We start from the raw sequence: 16,676 nt of genomic DNA, 5'->3' as shown, positions 1-16,676 counted from the left end.
GCGACTTCAGCCGTCGCTTGTTCGTGTGCGTGGCCGGGGCCGTACCGAGATCCTCGGGGATCTCGCCCTTGAAGTAGAAACGCTGCCACGCCTCCTTGGCCGCATCCGGATCGCCCGAGGCCAGACGCTGGTTGAAGTCGGTCCGCGCCCGGTTCCAGGCCTCGAACTGACCCGCCATGTTCGGGTTGGATTCCAGCGTCCGGATCACCGGCTGGAACACCTCGGCCTTGCGATGCTCGATCGGCGTGATGAAGCAGAAGGGCTCGCCCTTCTCGAACGTCACCCGGCCCGGCCGCGTGAAGATCCAGTTCATCGTGAAGGGGAAGGGCAGCCAGTCGGTCTCGATCAGCCCGACCAGAGGCTGGATCCCGTCCTTCACATGGTTCGGCGACCCGCCCGCCAGCAGGCCCCAGCCCGGCGGCGTCCGGAACAGGTACTGCGGGTGCATGGTCAGCACCCCGCGCGAGAAGTGCGAGGTCACCACATGCTTGATGTTCGGCTGCGGCCGCTCCGGCGTGATGACGATGTCTTCCTGCCGCGGTCCGCCGTTCCACTCGGCGGTGAAGGTGAACGGGCACAGGATTTCCCAGCCCGTCGTATTGGCCATGTTCAACGGCAGGCAGCGGTACGGATGCCGGCTGGCGAAGGCGTCCATCCAGTTGCGCGACTGGCGACCGGGCACCAGGTCCGGCGGCTGCGGCATCATCGGATAGCATTCCAGTTCCACAGGGGACCTCCGGCGGGGTAATCGAAAGCGTCCCTCCTCCCTACCGAAGCCCGATGACCGAACACAAGACGCCCGACGCCGCGCCCGAACCGCTGTTCGACCCCGATCGCCTGCTGGCGTGGATGACGGAGCAGGGCCTCGCCTTCGACAATCACGAGCACCCGGCCGTCTTCCGCGTCGAGGAGGGGCTGGAGCTCAAGGCCTCCATGCCCGGCGCCCACACCAAGAACCTGTTCCTCAAGGACAAGAAGGGACAGATCTGGCTGATCTCCGCCCGCCAGGACACGGTCGTCGACCTGAAGCGCGCACCGAAGACCATCGGCTCGGACCGCCTGTCCTTCGGCAACGAGACCCTGCTGTACGAGACCCTCGGCGTCCGCCCCGGCTCGGTTACGGCGTTGGGCCTGATCAATGACCCGGACCAGCGCGTGACCTTCATCCTCGACAAGGCCCTGTGGGACGCCGACATCGTCAACTTCCACCCCCTGAACAACACGGCCACGACGGCGATGGCGCAGGGCGAGTTCCGGCGGTTCCTGACGCTGATCGGCCGGGAGCCGGTGCAGGTGGTGGATTTCGAGCGTCTAGGTGAATGAAGAGAATGGCGCCATCCACATGACCGATGAACAACGTGCGTTGAGGCCTCGCGCAACCTGAACGATATTGCGGGCATGAACTTCGCCCACTTCCAAGGCTTATATGACGGCCTTCGAACGGACCCTGTCATTGTCTGCAATATCGAGCGCGAACTCGCCGATGCTATCGGCGCTCGTGTGACGCGCGTTTTGTTGTCGGCGGAGACGCTCGCAAAACAGAAGCTTCGACACCCTGATCTGGTCCCGGATGATTACACTGCGCTGAGACCAGCGATCTTGTTCGGCGAATGCAGGCGGGATGGGCCAAACCAGATGGTGATCCTGTTCGTTGATCGTCATCGGTTGGGATATGGCGTTCGAGCGTATCTCAAAGCGACAGCCGACGGACGTAAGATTTACGCCGTGTCGTTCTGCAAAATGAACGAGAGAAAATACCGGCGTGAACTGGCTAAACCGCTGCAAGTCATTCGAAATCACGGCCAGATATAGAAACGGGAGCCGAAGCTCCCGTTGCGAGGTAGGGCCTGCCCGGAACCCTACAAAGCGCTCCCTGAGCGATCTTCCACCCGTCAAGCTTAACCGGGATCTGAACGCTTACGGTGCTACGGCAGGCAGAATCTCACCGTGTCGCTCGCCCATTAAGTGTAGGCGCGATTCGTCTCCGAATCAATTCGAAGGACTCGATTCTTTGTCCCCGTCAACGAGGCCGAGTCCAAAATTGTTGATCCTCTGAGGCTTATTCCGATTGGTTTCATCAAGCTGACTTTTCCTCCCCGCCCGTGCTAGAGCCCCGCGCGTCTCCCCGACCCATTCCAGCCACGGACGCCGCCATGCCCGCCGCTCCCGACTTTCCCCCCGCGCCCGACCGCGTGGCGCCGAAGCGCGCGCTGATCTCGCTCAGCGACAAGACGGGGCTGGAGGATGCGGCCCGCACCCTGCACGGCCTGGGCGTCGAACTGGTCTCGACCGGCGGCACCCGCGCCGCCATCGCCGGCTTCGGCCTGCCGGTGAAGGACGTCGCCGACCTGACCGGCTTCCCCGAGATGATGGACGGCCGGGTCAAGACCTTGCATCCGGTGGTGCACGGCGGCCTGCTGGGCGTGCGCGACGCTGCCCATCACGCCGAGGCCATGACCACCCACGATATCGGCCCGATCGATATCGTCTGGGTCGACCTCTATCCCTTCGAGGCCACCGTGGCCTCCGGCGGCGGCTTCGACGCCGTGGTCGAGAACATCGACATCGGCGGCCCGGCCATGATCCGTTCGGGCTCCAAGAACCACGGCTACGTCGCCGTCTGCGTCGACCAGACCGCCGTCGCCGAACTGCTGGAAGCCCTGAAGGCCGACGGAACCACCACCCTGGCGCTGCGCAAACGCCTCGCCGCCCGCGCCTTCGCCCGCACCGCCGCCTATGACGCCGCCGTCTCGGGCTGGTTCGCCGGCCAGCTGGAGGACGCCGCCCCGGCCCGCAAGTCGATCGCCGGTTCTCTGGCCCAGACCCTGCGCTACGGCGAGAACCCGCACCAGACGGGCGCCTTCTACCGCACCGGCGAGCGTCGTCCGGGCGTGGCCTACGCCGACCAGATCCAGGGCAAGGAGCTGGGCTACAACAACATCGCCGACGCCGATGCGGCCTATGAGCTGGTCGCCGAGTTCGAGCAGCCGGCCGTCGTCATCGTCAAACACGCCAACCCCTGCGGCGTCGCCGTCGGCAAGGACCTGTCGGAAGCCTATGCCCGCGCGCTGGAATGCGACGCCGTCTCGGCCTTCGGCGGCGTCATCGCCGTCAACCGCCCGCTGAACGGCGACGACGCCCGCGCCATCACCGGCATCTTCACCGAGGTCGTCATCGCCCCTGGCGCAGACGACGAGGCGAAGGCGGTCTTCGCCGCCAGGAAGAACCTGCGCCTGCTGATCACCGACGGCCTGCCCGATCCGCACGGCGCCGGCGAGGTGTTCCGCTCGGTCGCCGGCGGCTTCCTCGTCCAGTCCCGCGACCGCAGCCTGATCAAACCGGCCGACCTGAAGATCGTCACGAAGCGCCAGCCGACGCCGACCGAGATCCAGGACATGCTGTTCGCCTTCACCGTGGCCAAACACGTGAAGTCCAACGCCATCGTCTATGCCAAGGACGGCCAGACCGCCGGCATCGGCGCCGGCCAAATGAACCGCCGCGACAGCGCCCGCATCGCCGCCATCCGCGCCAAGGAAGCCGGCGAGGCCAAGGGCCTGACCACCTCGCTGGCCGAAGGCTCGGCCTGCGCCTCGGAAGCCTTCTTCCCGTTCGCCGACGGCCTGCTGGAAGCGGTCGCCGCCGGCGCCACCGCCGTGATCCAGCCAGGCGGTTCGATGCGCGACGCCGAGGTCATCGCCGCCGCCGACGAGAAGGGCATCGCCATGGCCTTCACCGGGGTTCGCGTCTTCCGGCACTGATGGCCTTCCCCTCTCCCCTTGCGGGAGAGGGAGACGACGCACGACGGCATCGCCGTCGTCCTTGCGGCGTCGGGTGAGGGGTCGCACCAGCCCCCCTCATCCGTCCCGCTGCGCGGTCCACCTTCTCCCGCGAGGGGAGAAGGGCTAGGTCTTTGATCCATGGACACGCTCGCCGAACGCTGGGACCGACTTCGACGCCACGTGCGGGTCATCGGGCCGGCCGATGAACGCCCCCGCCCGGCGGTGCTCCTTTTCCACGGCTGTGGAGGCCTGAGACAACATCTGCCGCGCTATGCCGAGGCAGCCATGCAGGCCGGCTGGCGCGCCTTCATCATCGATTCCTACGCAGCGCGAGGCTGGAGCCGGGAGTACGCCCTCGCGACCGTCTGCACCGGTCTTCAACTGCGTGGCGACAAGCGTGCGGGCGACGTGCTGGCCGCCCTGTCGGACATCTCGAAATGGCCTGACGTCATCCCCGGCAAGATCGCCCTCGCCGGCTGGAGCCACGGCGGTTGGGGCATCATGGAGGCCATGAGTTCCGAGCGTCGCCCCGGCATGCTGGGCCTCGCCAATCCCGGTGATGTCTCGCTGGAGGGGATCAAGGCCGTCTACCTCGCCTATCCCTATATCGGCGTCGCGGCACTGAACCGGATGCGGCCGTGGAAGCACTGCCCACGCACCCTCGCCGTCGTCTCGCGCACCGACCACCTGACCACCGTCCGCAACGCCGAGCGGGTCATGACCATGGTCGGAAACTGCGGCGCCGACATCGAGACCTGGATCGCCGAGGGCACCCACGCCTTCGACGAACCCGGCGCGGTCAAGCCGATGGTCTATCATCCGCAACTCGCCGACGAAGCCGTCGAGCGCTTCCGCGCCCTGCTGACGGATGTGGCGGCGGCTCCCCCGGTCTGGACATCGCCCGCTTCGCTCAGGGGCGTGCAGACGGGGATGACCCGACTGTCATAGGGCGACCCGCACCTCGCCCCGGATCGAGTTGGCGATGTAGCAGGCCTCGTGCGCGCGGTGGTGCAGGTCCGCCAGCGCCGCCGCGTCCGGCCCGGCGCCCGAAAAGGCGATGGCCGGGCGCAGCACCACCTCGGTGATCGCCGTCCTGCCCCGGTCGTCCTTGCCCATCGTCCCGACCGCGTCGTCGCGATAGCGGTCCACGACGAAGCCGGCCTTCGCCGCGAAGGCGAGGAAGAACAGCATGTGACAACTGGACACGGCCGCCACCAAGGCTTCCTCGGGATCGACCGCGGCAGGGTCGGACATCGGCGCCGGCACGCTGGTCGGGGCCGGAGAGCCCTTCACCACCGCCCCGCCGTCGAAGCGCCAGTCGTGAACCCGGCTGTATTTCTGGTCCAGGAAGAGCTGGTCGCCCCGGCTCCATTCGATGGTGGCGACATATTCGGCCATGCGACGGCTCCCGGCTGCGATGACCAAACCGTGTAAACCGCGCCGCGCCGGGAACCCAGCCTCCGCTTGCCCGCGCCCGCGACCCGCCTTATCCGGGGGCATGGCCGCCCCCCTGATCTGCCCCTCCATCCTCGCCAGCGATTTCTCGAAGCTGGGCGAGGAGGTCCGCGCCCTCGACGCCGCCGGCGCCGACTGGATCCACGTCGACGTCATGGACGGGCATTTTGTGCCCAACATCACCCTGGGGCCGGACATCGTGAAGGCCATACGGCCGCACACCAAGCTGCCGTTCGACGTCCACCTGATGGTCGCCCCGGTCGATCCGTGGCTGGACGCCTACCGCGACGCCGGCGCCGACATCCTGACCGTCCACCCCGAGAGCGGCCCGCACCTGCACCGGACGCTCGGACGCATCCGCCAGCTGGGCGCGAAAGCCGGCGTGGTGCTGAACCCCGGCACGCCCCTGACCGTGCTGGAAGAGGTGGTCGAGCTGGTCGATCTGGTCCTGCTGATGTCGGTCAATCCGGGCTTCGGCGGCCAGTCGTTCATCGATACGTCGCTGCGCAAGATCGAGCGCGCCCGCGCCCTGCTGGACGCCGCCGGCTCGAAGGCGCACCTGCAGGTCGACGGCGGCGTGACCTCGGCCAACGCCGCCGCCTGCGTCGCCGCGGGCGCCGACGCCCTGGTCGCCGGCTCCTTCGTCTTCAAGGGCGGGCCGGACGCCTATGCCGCCAACATCGCGGCCCTGAAGGCCTGATGAGCCCGATCGGACCCTTCTCCCGCCCCGAGGCGGACGGCCCGGCGCCGGGCGAGATCCCCGGCCTGCGCGGCGCCCCGGTTCGCACCCCCGTGCGCGGCTCAGGCGCCAGGACCGGCCCGTCGCTCTGGCCCGCCATCGCCGGCCGGCTGGTCACACGGCAGGTCTGGATCGAGCTCTATGGCCTGCCCGGCTATTCGCTGACGCTGAAGGGCTCGAAAGCGACCGGCTTCGCCTGCACCCCGCGCGACTTCCGTCCGGTCGACCCGACCGTCGGCAAGAACATCCTCTCGGGCCGCTTCATCCTCGCCGGCGCCAGTCTCGAGATCGGTGCGGACGAGGATCCCTTCAACCGCTCCAGCCCCAACCGCGCCTTCGCCGTCGACCTGCACAGCTTCGCCTGGCTGCCCTCGCTGATGCTGCAGGGCGAACGCGGGGCCCGTGAGGCGGTGCGGCTGACCTTGGCCTGGGCCCGCATCTTCGCCCGCTGGTCGCCCTTCGCCTGGGACCCGGACATCCTGTCGCGCCGCGCCTACAACCTCGCCTGCGCCGCCCGCCGCATGGGCCAGATCGCGACCGAGGACGAGCGCCTTCGCCTTGCCGACATCGTCGCCCGACAGGCCCGCCAGCTGCTGCGCCCGCCCGGCGGCACGGCGACGCAGGCGGAGCGTCTGGTCGCCGCCGCCACGGTCGGCTGCGCCCTCGCCGGCCCGGCCGGAGCCGGTCTACGCAAGGCCGCGATCAGCCGCCTCGGCAAGGTGCTGGACCGTGCGGTCGGCGCCGACGGCGGTCACGCCAGCCGCTCGCCCGAAGCCGGGCTTGAGCTGCTGCTGGACCTGCTGACGCTGGAGGACGGCCTCGGCCAGCTGTCCGAGACCGCGCCGGAGGCCGTGACGGCCGCCTCCGCCCGTCTGGAGAAGGCCCTCGACATCCTCACCCTGCCCGACGGCCGTCTGGCCACCATGCAGGGCGGCGGCCCCTCGACTGCCGAGCGCGTCGCCGCCGCGCGAGGGCAGGAGGAAGAAGGACACCGCGATGTCGATGCGACCGGCGCTGTCGGCGGCATCAACCGCATCCGCAGCCCCCTGCTGACCGTCATCGCCGATGCCGCCGCGCCGGCGCAGGGCGCCTGGTCGGCCCGCGCCTGCGCCCAGCCTCTGGCGGTCGAGATCCTGTGCGGCCGCGATCGTCTGGTCACCGGCTGCGGCTGGACGCCCCGCGCCGCCGATCGGCAGGGCCTGCGCCTGACGCCGGGCCACTCGACACTGACGCTGGGCGAGACCTCGACCGGCGAACCTCTGGGCGGCTGGAAGGGCGACCTGCTCGGCGCCCGCCTCGTCGGACGTCCCGTTCATGTGACTTCGGACCAGCGCGACGGCGAGGGCGCCGTCTGGCTCGAGCTGGAGCATGATGGTTGGGTCCACGACTTCGGCCTGCTCCACCAGCGCCGCCTCTATCTGGACCAGCGTCTGGACGAGCTCCGCGCCGAGGAGCGGCTGCACCCCGCCCCCGGCCAGAAGGACGTCGTGCGCGCCATCGCCGCCCCCTACGCCGTCCGCTTCCAGCTGGAGCCCGGCGTCCAGGCCTCGCTGGCCCGCGACCGGCGCTCCATCCTGCTGCGCGGCCACTCGGGGCGCGGCTGGTGGTTCCGGACCGACGGCCCGGACGTGGCCATCGAGCCCTCGGTCCATGTCGACGAGGGCCTGACCCGTCGCTCTCTGCAGATCGTGGTGCGCGGCTCGGCCCGCACCGATTCCGAAACCAAGATCCGCTGGAAGCTCAGCCCCGCCGGCGCCGGCGGAGAACCCTCCTGAAGCGCCGGAACCGCCCCTCCGCCCCTTGAGGCGCGGAACAGGCGCGACCATCTGACGGCTTCCGCGTTACGACTGATCCGGACACAGGACCCTCATGACCTTCGCCGACCCGACCGACCTGCCGAACGACCTGATCAAGGAAGGCTCCGACGCCGGCTTCATGGCCGACGTGGTCGAGGCGTCGAAGACCCAGCCCGTTCTGGTCGACTTCTGGGCCACCTGGTGTGGACCCTGCCGCCAGCTGACGCCCGCGCTGGAGAAGGCCGTTCGCGCCGCCGGCGGCGCCGTGAAACTGGTCAAGATCGATGTCGACAAGAACCCGGCGTACGCGGGCCAGCTGCGGGTCCAGTCGATCCCGACCGTCTACGCCTTCGTCAACGGCCAGCCGGTCGACGGCTTCCAGGGCGCCGTGCCCGACAGCCAGCTCAAGGCCTTCATCGAGAAGCTGACCGGCGGTGAGAGCGCCAACTCCGACGTCGAGCAGCTACTGGCGCTGGGCGAGGAATCCCTGTCGCTGAACGACCTCGGCGGCGCGGCCCAGGCTTTCGCCCATGTGTTGACGCTGGAGCCCGGCCACGAGAAGGCCATCGCCGGCATGGCCCAGGTCTATCTGGCCGACGGCGACGTCGATCAGGCCCGCCAGACCATCGCCATGGCCCCGCAGGATTCGAAGGACCCCACCGTCCAGTCGATCCGCGCCCGCCTGTCCCTGTCCTCGGCCAGCCCCTCCGGCGCCGACGCGGAGCTGGAGGCGAAGGTCGCCGCCGATCCGAACGACCATCAGGCCCGCTTCGACCTCGCCGGCGCCCTCGCCGCCTCGGGCGACCTGAAGGGCGCGGTCGAGCATCTGCTGAAGATCGTGGCCGCCGACCGGGACTGGAACGAGCAGGCCGCCCGCAAGCAGCTGCTGACGGTGTTCGACGCAGCCGGCCCGACCTCGGACGTGGCGAAGGACGGCCGCCGCCGTCTGTCGTCGCTGCTGTTCTCGTAGGGGAGGCCGGACGGTGGCCCAGAGTTACGTCAAGGCTGCCGACCTGCCGCAGGTCATCCCGGTCTTCCCCCTGTCCGGCGTCCTGCTGCTCCCCCGGGGTCAGCTGCCGCTGAACATCTTCGAGCCGCGCTATCTGAACATGATCGACGACGCCATGGCCGGGGATCGCCTGATCGGCATGGTCCAGCCGTCTGGCGGGGCCGCCAGCCTGCCGCGCCTGTCGCAGATCGGCTGTGCCGGCCGCATCACCAGTTTCGCCGAGACCTCGGACGGCCGCTATCTGATCACCCTGACCGGCTGCGCGCGCTTCCGCATCGCCTCGGAACTGCCCGCCCAGACCCCCTATCGTCAGGTCCGTGCCCACTTCGGCCCTTATGAAGCCGACCTGACCGCCCCGCCGTCCGGCGAAGGCGCGCTGGACCGCGAGACCCTGCTTGAGGCGCTCAAGGCCTATCTGACCACGCGCGGCCTCGACATCGACTGGGAGAGCGCCGAGACCGCCCCGCCGGAGGCGCTGGTCAACAGCCTCGCCATGGCCCTCCCGTTCGAACCGCCGGAGAAACAGGCCCTGCTGGAGGCCGCCGACCTCGACGAACGCGCCCTCGTGCTGACTGCCCTGATGCAGATCGACGCCGCCGGCGACAACGAGGACGGCGCGGTCATTCAGTAGCACCCGGTCGCCAACCCCTGTATCCTGCAGCGATGTCCGACGCCTTCAACACCCCCAACACCGTCGACCCGCGCCTGCTCGAGGTCCTCGTCTGCCCGGTCACCCGTGGCAAGCTGACATGGGACAGCGAGCGTCAGGAGCTGGTCTCGAAGGGCGCCAAACTGGCCTTCCCCGTCCGCGAGGGCGTGCCGATCATGCTGGCCGAGGAAGCCCGCAAGCTGGACTGAAGCCTGTCCTCCCCGTGCGCAGCATGGGGAGGTGGCGCGGCGCATAAGCGCCGTGACGGAGGGGGCGACGCCGCCCTCCGATGTTCGCTAACGGAGACTTCCCCTGCGTCTCGTCGGCTACGCCGCCGATCCACCTCCCCATTCACTTCGCGAACAGGGAGGAGAGGTTACACCGTCTCACCGCGCAACAGCTTGGGCAGATCCCCCGTCGCCCCGCCGGCCTCGTGCATGAAGGCGCGGCGCAGGGCCGGGATCCGGTTCACCGCCGCGATACCGAGATCCCGCGCCAACCGCACCGGCGGCAGGTCGTTCGAGAACAGGCGCACGAACCCGTCGAACCCGGCCGTCAGGGCGACGTTGTCGAACCGACGCCAGCGGGCGTAGCGGTCCAGCACGATCTCCGAGCCGATGTCCTCGCCCAGACGCAAGGCCTCGATCAGCACCTCGGACAGAGCCGCGGCGTCCTTCAGCCCCATGTTCAGCCCCTGCCCCGCGACCGGGTGCACCGCGTGGGCCGCATCCCCGATCAGGGCCGTGCGCGGCGCAACCAGTTGCTCGGCCAGTTGCAGGGACAGCGGATAGACGAAGCGCGGTCCCACCACCGTGACGTCGTCCAGATACTCGCCGAACCGCCGCATCAGATGGGCGTGGAAGGCCGCGTCCGACGCGGTCCTCAGCGCCTCGCCCCGGCGCGTCGTCTCGGTCCAGACCAGACTGGCCCGCTGCTCGGTCAGCGGCAGGATGGCGAACGGCCCGTCCGGCAGGAAGTATTCATGGGCGACGTTTCCGTGGTCCTTGCCCATGGCGACCGTGGCGACCACGCCGCTCTGGCCATAATCCCAGCCGACGGTGTCGATCCTTGCCGCCGAGCGCACAGTCGAACCGCGCCCCTCCGCCCCGACCACCAGCGTCGGTTCGATGACCCGGCCGTCCTTCAGCGTGACCCGCGCCCGCGCCGGACCGGTCTCCACCGACACGACGCTGGCCGGCGCCAGAACCTCGATGCCCGCCGCCGTCACCGCCTCGGCCAGGGCCGAGCGGATACGCCGGTTCTCGACCATATAGCCCAGCGGCTCGCCGCCGGTGCGTTCCGCGATTTCGTCGGCGTCGAAGCGCAGGAAGGCCGACGAGGGCGCCCGCGACGCCGCGCCGGGCCGCCGTCCGTCCGTCACCAGAATATGGTCCATCCGACAGGCGTGCGGCCTCAGGCCTTCACCCACGCCGAGCGCGTCGAACATCCGGAAGGTCGAAAAAGCGATCGCCGTGGACCGCCCGTCGAACGTCGGCGCCAGCTGGGCGTCGAACGGCTGCGGATCGACCAGAACGACCCTCAACCCGCCCTGCGCGGCCGCCAGGGCGAACGTCGCCCCGGCCATGCCGGCGCCAGCGATCAAGACGTCATATCGGTCAGTCGAGCTCATGGGCCGGTTGTCGCGCTTCCGGCTCGCGCCGTCCAGCGCCCGGACGTCGCGCCCTCCGCCGAACGGCCACGCTGGTAAACAGCCCTTTAACCCTGCGCGCGCGACAATGGCGGTCGAGTCACCGCCTTCCGGAGAATGCGTCCGCATGTCCGCCGCCCTCGCCATCGGCCAACGCGCCTGGGTCAGCGCCCGCATCCTGTGGGACGCGCCATTCGTCGTGCGCTTCCGCGGCGTGCTGCAGGCCCTGCTGGCGGCCATGCTGGTCGTGGCCCTGATTTCGTGGAATCCGGCGGACCCCAGCCTGAATGCCTCGTCCGGACAGGCTCCGACGAACTGGCTGGGCCTGAACGGCGCCCTGTTCGCCGACCTGTTCATGCAGTCGCTCGGCCTCGCGGCCTGGCCCGCTGCGTTGCTGCTGATCGCCTTCGGTCTGGCCGGCGCCATCGGCGACGCGATCCAGCAACGACTGAAGCCCACCCCGCTCAAGGCCCTGTCCGCCACCGGCGGCGTTCTCGCCCTGTCTGCCGCCCTGTCGGCCCTCGCCCAGCCCGCCGCCTGGCCGCTGGCCTCGGGCCTCGGCGGTCTGTGGGGCGACGCCATCGTCGGCCTGGTCCGAATGGCCTGCGAGGCGATCCGCATTCCCGGCGCGCCGATCGTCGCCGCCGTCCTCTTCCTGCCGCTGGCCCTGTGGGGCATCGGCTATGCTATCGGCCTGCGCCTCGCCGACCTGGGCGAGGCCTTCGCCTGGAGCCGCGGCGGCGCCACACCGCGCCCGGTCGCCAAGGCAGCCCGCCGCGAGGCCCCCATCCGCACGCCGCGTCCGCGTCCCGAGCCGGAACCCGAGTTCGAACCGGAAGCTCGCCCGGCGCCCGCCGCCGAAGCCGCCTACTCGCCCGTCAGCCTCGACGACGACGACACCCCGCCGTGGGACGAGCCCGCGCCGGCCCGGGCCCGCGCCGCGCCGGAGCCGAAGGTCGCCGCGCCCAAGGCTCCGAAAGCGTCGAAGCGCGAGTTGGACGACAGCCAGGCCACCTTCGACTTCGAGCGCCCCGAGGGCGGCTTCGACCTGCCGCCGCTGGGCATGCTGTCCAAGCCCGAGAAGCGCGTCGCCTCGGTCGACGAGGAGGCGCTGAAACAGAACGCCAAGATGCTGGAAGGCGTGCTGCAGGAGTTCGGCGTGCGCGGCGTGATCGACCAGATTCGCCCCGGCCCGGTCGTGACCCTGTACGAGCTGGTCCCCGCCCCCGGCGTGAAGCACGGCCGCGTCGTGGCCCTGGCCGACGACATCGCCCGCTCGATGAGCGCCCGCGCCTGCCGCATCAGCGTGGTTCAGGGCCGCAACGCCATCGGCATCGAACTGCCCAACGCCCGTCGCGAGACCGTCTATCTGCGCGACCTGCTGGCGTCCGGCGAATACGACAAGCCCTCGCACCTGCTGCCTCTGGCGCTGGGCGAGACCATCGGCGGCGAGCCCTATGTCGCCGATCTGGCCCGCATGCCCCACCTGCTGATCGCCGGCACCACCGGCTCTGGCAAGTCGGTCGGCGTGAACGCCATGATCCTGTCGATCCTGTACAAGCTGACGCCCGAGCAGTGCCGCTTCATCATGATCGACCCCAAGATGCTGGAGCTCAGCGTCTACGATGGCATCCCGCACCTGCTGGCCCCGGTCGTCACCGATCCCAAGAAAGCGGTGGTCGCCCTGAAGTGGACCGTGCGCGAGATGGAGGACCGCTATCGCCGGATGTCAAAGCTCGGCGTGCGCAACATCGCCAGCTACAACGACCGAGCCCGCGAAGCCCAGGCCAAGGGCGAGCATTTCGAACGCACCGTCCAGACCGGCTTCGACGATCAGGGCCGCCCGGTCTACGAGAGCGAGAAGATCCGCCCCGAGCCCATGCCCTATCTGGTCGTGGTCATGGACGAGATGGCCGACCTGATGCTGGTCGCCGGCAAGGACGTGGAAGGCGCCGTCCAGCGTCTGGCCCAGATGGCCCGCGCCGCCGGCATCCACCTGATCATGGCCACCCAGCGCCCCTCGGTTGACGTCATCACCGGCACCATCAAGGCCAACTTCCCGACCCGTATCTCCTTCCAGGTCACGTCCAAGATCGACAGCCGCACCATCCTGGGCGAGCAGGGCGGCGAGCAACTGCTGGGCCAGGGCGACATGCTCTACATGGCAGGCGGCGGCCGCATCACCCGCCTGCACGGCCCGTTCGTGGACGACAAGGAGGTCGAGGCCGTCTGCAACCATCTGAAGTCGCAAGCCGAACCCGACTACCTCGACCTGATCACCGACGATCCTGACGGCGACGGCGACAACGCCTTCGGCGGCGATGACGGCGGCGGCTCGGGCGACGACCTGTACGATCGCGCCGTGGCCGTGGTCACCCGCGACCGCAAGGCCTCGACCAGCTACATCCAGCGCCGCCTGCAGATCGGCTACAACCGCGCCGCCTCCCTGATCGAGCGGATGGAGCAGGAAGGCGTGGTCAGCCCCGCCAACCATGCGGGCAAGCGTGACATCCTCGCGGGACCGCCGCCGATCGTGTGATCCAGCGCGGATTGTCAGCGACTCTCTCCCGTCCAGAGCGCTGTTTCTGCTGTCTGTTCGGGGTCGGGTAGCGTCATGAAGCAACACCATCCCAAACCGCATCTATGATGTCGGGATGACGATCGCCCGCGCTGAACATCGCCGTTTCATCGAATGCATCAATTGCATCGATTGCATCTGTCGTGTCCTAGCGGACGAAAACCCGGGTCCCGGGCTGCAACGGCAAGGCTCCGGCCGCGTTCGTTGTGGCCGTGGTCGGCACGGCGAAGCTGAACAGGGCTTCATCGGAGCGCCGGAATATGGTCAGGCTGGGGTCACGCCCCTGACAGACCGGTTCGGCATGACGGCGGGATCGACAACCATCCCGAACGGGAGAACTGCATGACTGTCTCGCCTCACCTGTCGCGCCGCGCCTTCGCGCTGGGGACCGCCGCCGTCGCCGGCCTGGCCGCCCTGCCCGCTTCCGCCCAGGCGAACCTGTCGGCCGAGGATCGCGCCGTCCTGCAACAGGCCCAGACCTATCTTCAGGGCCTGACCTCGGCCCAGGGGACTTTCACCGAGGTCTCGGGGCCGCAGAACCGCGCCGGCCGCTTCTATCTGCAGCGTCCGGGCAAGATGCGCTTCGAGTACAGCAACCCCGAGGGCCTGCTGGTCGTCTCGGACGGCTCGAACGTGAAGCGCTGGGATCCGCGTCTGAACAACTTCCGTCAGGTGCCGCTCAGCCAGACCCCGCTATCGACCTTCCTGGCCCGCAACGTCCGTCTGGATCAGGGCGTCCGCATCGATCGCGTGACCCGGATGCAGTCGGGCGCCTTCGCCATCACCGTGCGCGACTCGCGACGTCCGAACGACGGCTATGTGATCCTGTCCTTCGCCGGCAGCCCGCTTCGCCTGCGCGAATGGACGATCCGCGACGCCCAGGGCGGCTCGACCACCACCCGCCTGACGACGCTCGAGCCCGCCTCGGGCCTGTCCGCCAGTCTGTTCCAGCTGCGCGACCCGACCCGCCGTCCGGGCCGCAACTAACGGTCGTCTCTCGCCGCCGACGGGCGATTGACTTTTTTCGCCGGTCGTGGCACTTTCGCAACAGGTCAGCGAGAGCCGATCTGAACCGCTACGGATTTCATCCCCTTCCCGGCGGCGAGAGAGACGAACCTTCGAGCGCCTGGTCCCCCCGGACCGGGCGCTTTTTTATCTCCGGGGCGGGCTACAGAGGCGTGATTTCCCGGCCGAAACGGTCCAGAACCGAAGCACATATTGGCTCTTGAGGCGCTCCAGGTGGTGGCTTCCCGTTATCTCGGCTGGCTCAGCGGAACCCTCGGGTCGAAGACGGGAGGCGGCGCCCTCCAGTCTCCGCGGGCTGTGATGGGGTATGCCACCGGCTATGGCGCCGGTGCGCTGGAGCCCTTCGTCCGCTCCCTGAGGCACTGGTTCGATGGCGAGATCATCCTCGCGGTCGACAACCGGCCGGACGTCCGGGAGCTGCTGGCCAGCCTCGACGTGACCATGGTCATCCCAGCCGCATCGACCGGCTGGAGCCCCCATCCGGTGGTCGAGCGGTTCGCCGCCTACGACGCCTGGATCGGCGGCCGGCCGTGGCTGAAGCAGGTCCTGCTCACCGACGTCCGGGACGTAGTGTTCCAGGCCGACCCCTTCGCCCCGCCCGCCGACCGGCTGGAGGTCTTCATCGAGCGCACCGGCGACACCCTCGCCCGGCACGCCTTCAACCGAAAGCACCTGAAGGCGGTGTTCGGAGAGACCCTCTCCGACCAGATCCTCGATCGCCCCTGCATCTGCGTCGGCACCGTCTTCGGCCCCGCGCAGGAGGCCGCCCGCCTGTGCCGGCTGATCCTGATGCTGGCCGCAATCCCCCGCTCCGGCGTCGGAGGCGCGTTCGGCGCAGATCAGGCTGCCTGTAATCTGGCGGTCCATCTGGGGCTGATCGAGGCCGACATCCGACCCAACCACGACCGCGTCGCGACCATCGGCGAGGGCGATGGAGATGCGCTGGTCTGGGGCGAGGACGGACTGGTCCGCAACCCCGACGGAAGCCTCAGCCCCGTGCTTCACCAGTACGACCGTTACCCGCATCTCGCCGACGGCGTGCAGGCGCGATGGGGCAGTCCGGACCACAGCGTCTTCAAGGCCCGCCGCAAGACGCTCGGCGAGCAGGTGCGCAAGCACTCCGCTTCGGTCGAACGCCGCCTTCCCGAACTGCGCTGACCGCCGGACCGTGCTAGGGCGGGCCCTCTGAAGAGGAACCGCCCATGCTCCGCGTCGCCACCTGGAACATCAACTCCGTCCGCCTGCGGATCGATCAGGTCTCCCGCTTCGTGGCCGAGAGCGGGACCGACGTGCTGTGCCTCCAGGAGATCAAATGCCTGGAGGACCAATTCCCGCGCGCCGCCTTCGAGGCCATGGGCCTGCCCTATCTGAAGATCGGCGGCCAGAAGGGCTGGCACGGTGTCGCCATCGCCAGCCGCAAGCCGATCACCGAAGCCCCGGCCCTCGACGTCTGCCGCGAGAAGCATGCCCGTTGCGTCGGGGTCATGGTCGACGGGGTCGAGATCCAGAACTTCTACATCCCGGCCGGCGGCGACCTGCCCGACCGGACGCTGAACCCCAAGTTCGATCACAAGCTGGACTTCTACGAGCGTCTGACCGCCGACATGGCTGGCCGCGACCGCCAGCGCCCGCTGATCCTCGCCGGCGACTTCAACATCGCGCCGGGCGAGAACGACGTCTGGAATCACCGCTACATGTCGAAGGTCGTCAGCCACACGCCGATCGAGGTGGAGACCCTGCGGCGGCTGCAGGAGGCGGGCGGTTTCGCTGACGTGGTGCGCGACCAGATTCCCGAGCCGACCAAGCTGGCCAGCTGGTGGAGTTACCGCGCCGCCGACTTCCGCAAGTCAAATCGCGGCCTGCGCCTCGACCACCTCTGGACCTCGCCGGGCCTGACCCCCGCTGTGACGCCCCGCTCGGCCCGCATCCACGACGACGTCCGCGCCTGGGAGCAACCCAGCGACCACGCCCCGGTCACGATGGATCTGGACGTCTGA

At 69.1% G+C, this 16,676-nt stretch carries 16 protein-coding genes; 13 read left to right on the top strand and 3 right to left on the bottom strand.

Going from position 1 to position 16,676, the window contains the following annotated elements; all coding sequences use genetic code 11:
• Positions 1-727, bottom strand: a 727-nt coding sequence (locus tag ABDZ95_RS03815; RefSeq protein ID WP_343790612.1) for a DUF6065 family protein, incomplete at its 3' end; no start/stop codon positions are given.
• Between the two features lie 53 nt (positions 728-780).
• On the opposite strand from ABDZ95_RS03815, the gene ABDZ95_RS03810 reads away from it, so the two are divergent.
• The 4 genes from ABDZ95_RS03810 (at position 781) to ABDZ95_RS03795 (ending at position 4,727) form a co-directional block, all read left to right on the top strand.
• A complete protein-coding gene (locus ABDZ95_RS03810) occupies positions 781-1,323 on the top strand; it encodes a prolyl-tRNA synthetase associated domain-containing protein (protein WP_343790609.1) in 543 nt (180 codons plus the stop codon).
• 75 nt (positions 1,324-1,398) lie between these two features.
• On the top strand, positions 1,399-1,812 hold the full coding sequence (locus tag ABDZ95_RS03805; protein WP_343790606.1) for a hypothetical protein: 414 nt from the start codon (positions 1,399-1,401) through the stop codon (positions 1,810-1,812).
• Between the two features lie 341 nt (positions 1,813-2,153).
• Positions 2,154-3,758, top strand: a complete 1,605-nt coding sequence (purH, locus tag ABDZ95_RS03800; protein ID WP_343790603.1) for a bifunctional phosphoribosylaminoimidazolecarboxamide formyltransferase/IMP cyclohydrolase — start codon at positions 2,154-2,156, stop codon at positions 3,756-3,758.
• Between the two features lie 159 nt (positions 3,759-3,917).
• Positions 3,918-4,727 (top strand): dienelactone hydrolase family protein, encoded by an 810-nt coding sequence (locus ABDZ95_RS03795; RefSeq protein WP_343790600.1) that lies wholly within the window; start codon positions 3,918-3,920, stop codon positions 4,725-4,727.
• Here ABDZ95_RS03795 and ABDZ95_RS03790 read toward each other — a convergent pair.
• Positions 4,722-5,177, bottom strand: coding sequence for an OsmC family protein (locus ABDZ95_RS03790; RefSeq protein ID WP_343790597.1), 456 nt, complete (start codon positions 5,175-5,177; stop codon positions 4,722-4,724). The genes ABDZ95_RS03795 and ABDZ95_RS03790 overlap by 6 nt on opposite strands.
• Positions 5,178-5,277: 100 nt before the next feature.
• On the opposite strand from ABDZ95_RS03790, the gene rpe reads away from it, so the two are divergent.
• The 5 genes from rpe (at position 5,278) to ABDZ95_RS03765 (ending at position 9,636) form a co-directional block, all read left to right on the top strand.
• A complete protein-coding gene (rpe, locus tag ABDZ95_RS03785) occupies positions 5,278-5,934 on the top strand; it encodes a ribulose-phosphate 3-epimerase (protein ID WP_343790594.1) in 657 nt (218 codons plus the stop codon).
• On the top strand, positions 5,934-7,748 hold the full coding sequence (locus tag ABDZ95_RS03780; RefSeq protein ID WP_343790591.1) for a heparinase II/III family protein: 1,815 nt from the start codon (positions 5,934-5,936) through the stop codon (positions 7,746-7,748). The genes rpe and ABDZ95_RS03780 overlap by 1 nt, the downstream gene beginning before the upstream one ends.
• 94 nt (positions 7,749-7,842) lie before the next feature.
• Positions 7,843-8,739, top strand: coding sequence for a thioredoxin (gene trxA / locus ABDZ95_RS03775; protein WP_343790588.1), 897 nt, complete (start codon positions 7,843-7,845; stop codon positions 8,737-8,739).
• Between the two features lie 13 nt (positions 8,740-8,752).
• On the top strand, positions 8,753-9,409 hold the full coding sequence (locus ABDZ95_RS03770; protein ID WP_343790584.1) for an LON peptidase substrate-binding domain-containing protein: 657 nt from the start codon (positions 8,753-8,755) through the stop codon (positions 9,407-9,409).
• 32 nt (positions 9,410-9,441) lie between these two features.
• On the top strand, positions 9,442-9,636 hold the full coding sequence (locus ABDZ95_RS03765) for a Trm112 family protein (RefSeq protein ID WP_343790581.1): 195 nt from the start codon (positions 9,442-9,444) through the stop codon (positions 9,634-9,636).
• A 167-nt stretch (positions 9,637-9,803) separates the two neighbouring features.
• Here the strand turns inward: ABDZ95_RS03765 and ABDZ95_RS03760 are convergent, their stop codons facing one another.
• Positions 9,804-11,057 carry a UbiH/UbiF/VisC/COQ6 family ubiquinone biosynthesis hydroxylase gene (locus ABDZ95_RS03760; protein ID WP_343790578.1) on the bottom strand — a complete coding sequence of 418 codons (1,254 nt, stop codon included), beginning with the start codon at positions 11,055-11,057 and terminating at the stop codon, positions 9,804-9,806.
• A 145-nt stretch (positions 11,058-11,202) separates the two neighbouring features.
• Between ABDZ95_RS03760 and ABDZ95_RS03755 the strand changes: the two genes are divergently transcribed.
• The 4 genes from ABDZ95_RS03755 (at position 11,203) to ABDZ95_RS03740 (ending at position 16,676) form a co-directional block, all read left to right on the top strand.
• A complete protein-coding gene (locus ABDZ95_RS03755; protein WP_343790575.1) occupies positions 11,203-13,614 on the top strand; it encodes an FtsK/SpoIIIE family DNA translocase in 2,412 nt (803 codons plus the stop codon).
• A 381-nt stretch (positions 13,615-13,995) separates the two neighbouring features.
• Complete coding sequence (locus ABDZ95_RS03750) at positions 13,996-14,640, top strand: LolA family protein (protein WP_343790572.1); 645 nt, start codon at positions 13,996-13,998, stop codon at positions 14,638-14,640.
• Between the two features lie 252 nt (positions 14,641-14,892).
• Complete coding sequence (locus ABDZ95_RS03745; RefSeq protein WP_343790569.1) at positions 14,893-15,837, top strand: hypothetical protein; 945 nt, start codon at positions 14,893-14,895, stop codon at positions 15,835-15,837.
• 44 nt (positions 15,838-15,881) lie between these two features.
• Complete coding sequence (locus ABDZ95_RS03740) at positions 15,882-16,676, top strand: exodeoxyribonuclease III (protein WP_343790566.1); 795 nt, start codon at positions 15,882-15,884, stop codon at positions 16,674-16,676.

This window comes from Brevundimonas kwangchunensis, assembly GCF_039523815.1.
Classification (GTDB): Bacteria; Pseudomonadota; Alphaproteobacteria; order Caulobacterales; family Caulobacteraceae; genus Brevundimonas; species Brevundimonas kwangchunensis.
The sequence above is the reverse complement of the archived record's forward strand: the minus strand, read 5'-3'. Positions and strand labels throughout refer to the sequence as shown.

Coding starts and splice junctions, on each gene's coding strand:
- ABDZ95_RS03810 (WP_343790609.1), top strand. CDS start 781: ATGACCGAACACAAGACGCCCGACGCCGCGCCCGAACCGCTGTTCGAC.
- ABDZ95_RS03805 (WP_343790606.1), top strand. CDS start 1,399: ATGAACTTCGCCCACTTCCAAGGCTTATATGACGGCCTTCGAACGGAC.
- purH (WP_343790603.1), top strand. CDS start 2,154: ATGCCCGCCGCTCCCGACTTTCCCCCCGCGCCCGACCGCGTGGCGCCG.
- ABDZ95_RS03795 (WP_343790600.1), top strand. CDS start 3,918: ATGGACACGCTCGCCGAACGCTGGGACCGACTTCGACGCCACGTGCGG.
- ABDZ95_RS03790 (WP_343790597.1), bottom strand. CDS start 5,177: ATGGCCGAATATGTCGCCACCATCGAATGGAGCCGGGGCGACCAGCTC.
- rpe (WP_343790594.1), top strand. CDS start 5,278: ATGGCCGCCCCCCTGATCTGCCCCTCCATCCTCGCCAGCGATTTCTCG.
- ABDZ95_RS03780 (WP_343790591.1), top strand. CDS start 5,934: ATGAGCCCGATCGGACCCTTCTCCCGCCCCGAGGCGGACGGCCCGGCG.
- trxA (WP_343790588.1), top strand. CDS start 7,843: ATGACCTTCGCCGACCCGACCGACCTGCCGAACGACCTGATCAAGGAA.
- ABDZ95_RS03765 (WP_343790581.1), top strand. CDS start 9,442: ATGTCCGACGCCTTCAACACCCCCAACACCGTCGACCCGCGCCTGCTC.
- ABDZ95_RS03760 (WP_343790578.1), bottom strand. CDS start 11,057: ATGAGCTCGACTGACCGATATGACGTCTTGATCGCTGGCGCCGGCATG.
- ABDZ95_RS03755 (WP_343790575.1), top strand. CDS start 11,203: ATGTCCGCCGCCCTCGCCATCGGCCAACGCGCCTGGGTCAGCGCCCGC.
- ABDZ95_RS03750 (WP_343790572.1), top strand. CDS start 13,996: ATGACTGTCTCGCCTCACCTGTCGCGCCGCGCCTTCGCGCTGGGGACC.
- ABDZ95_RS03740 (WP_343790566.1), top strand. CDS start 15,882: ATGCTCCGCGTCGCCACCTGGAACATCAACTCCGTCCGCCTGCGGATC.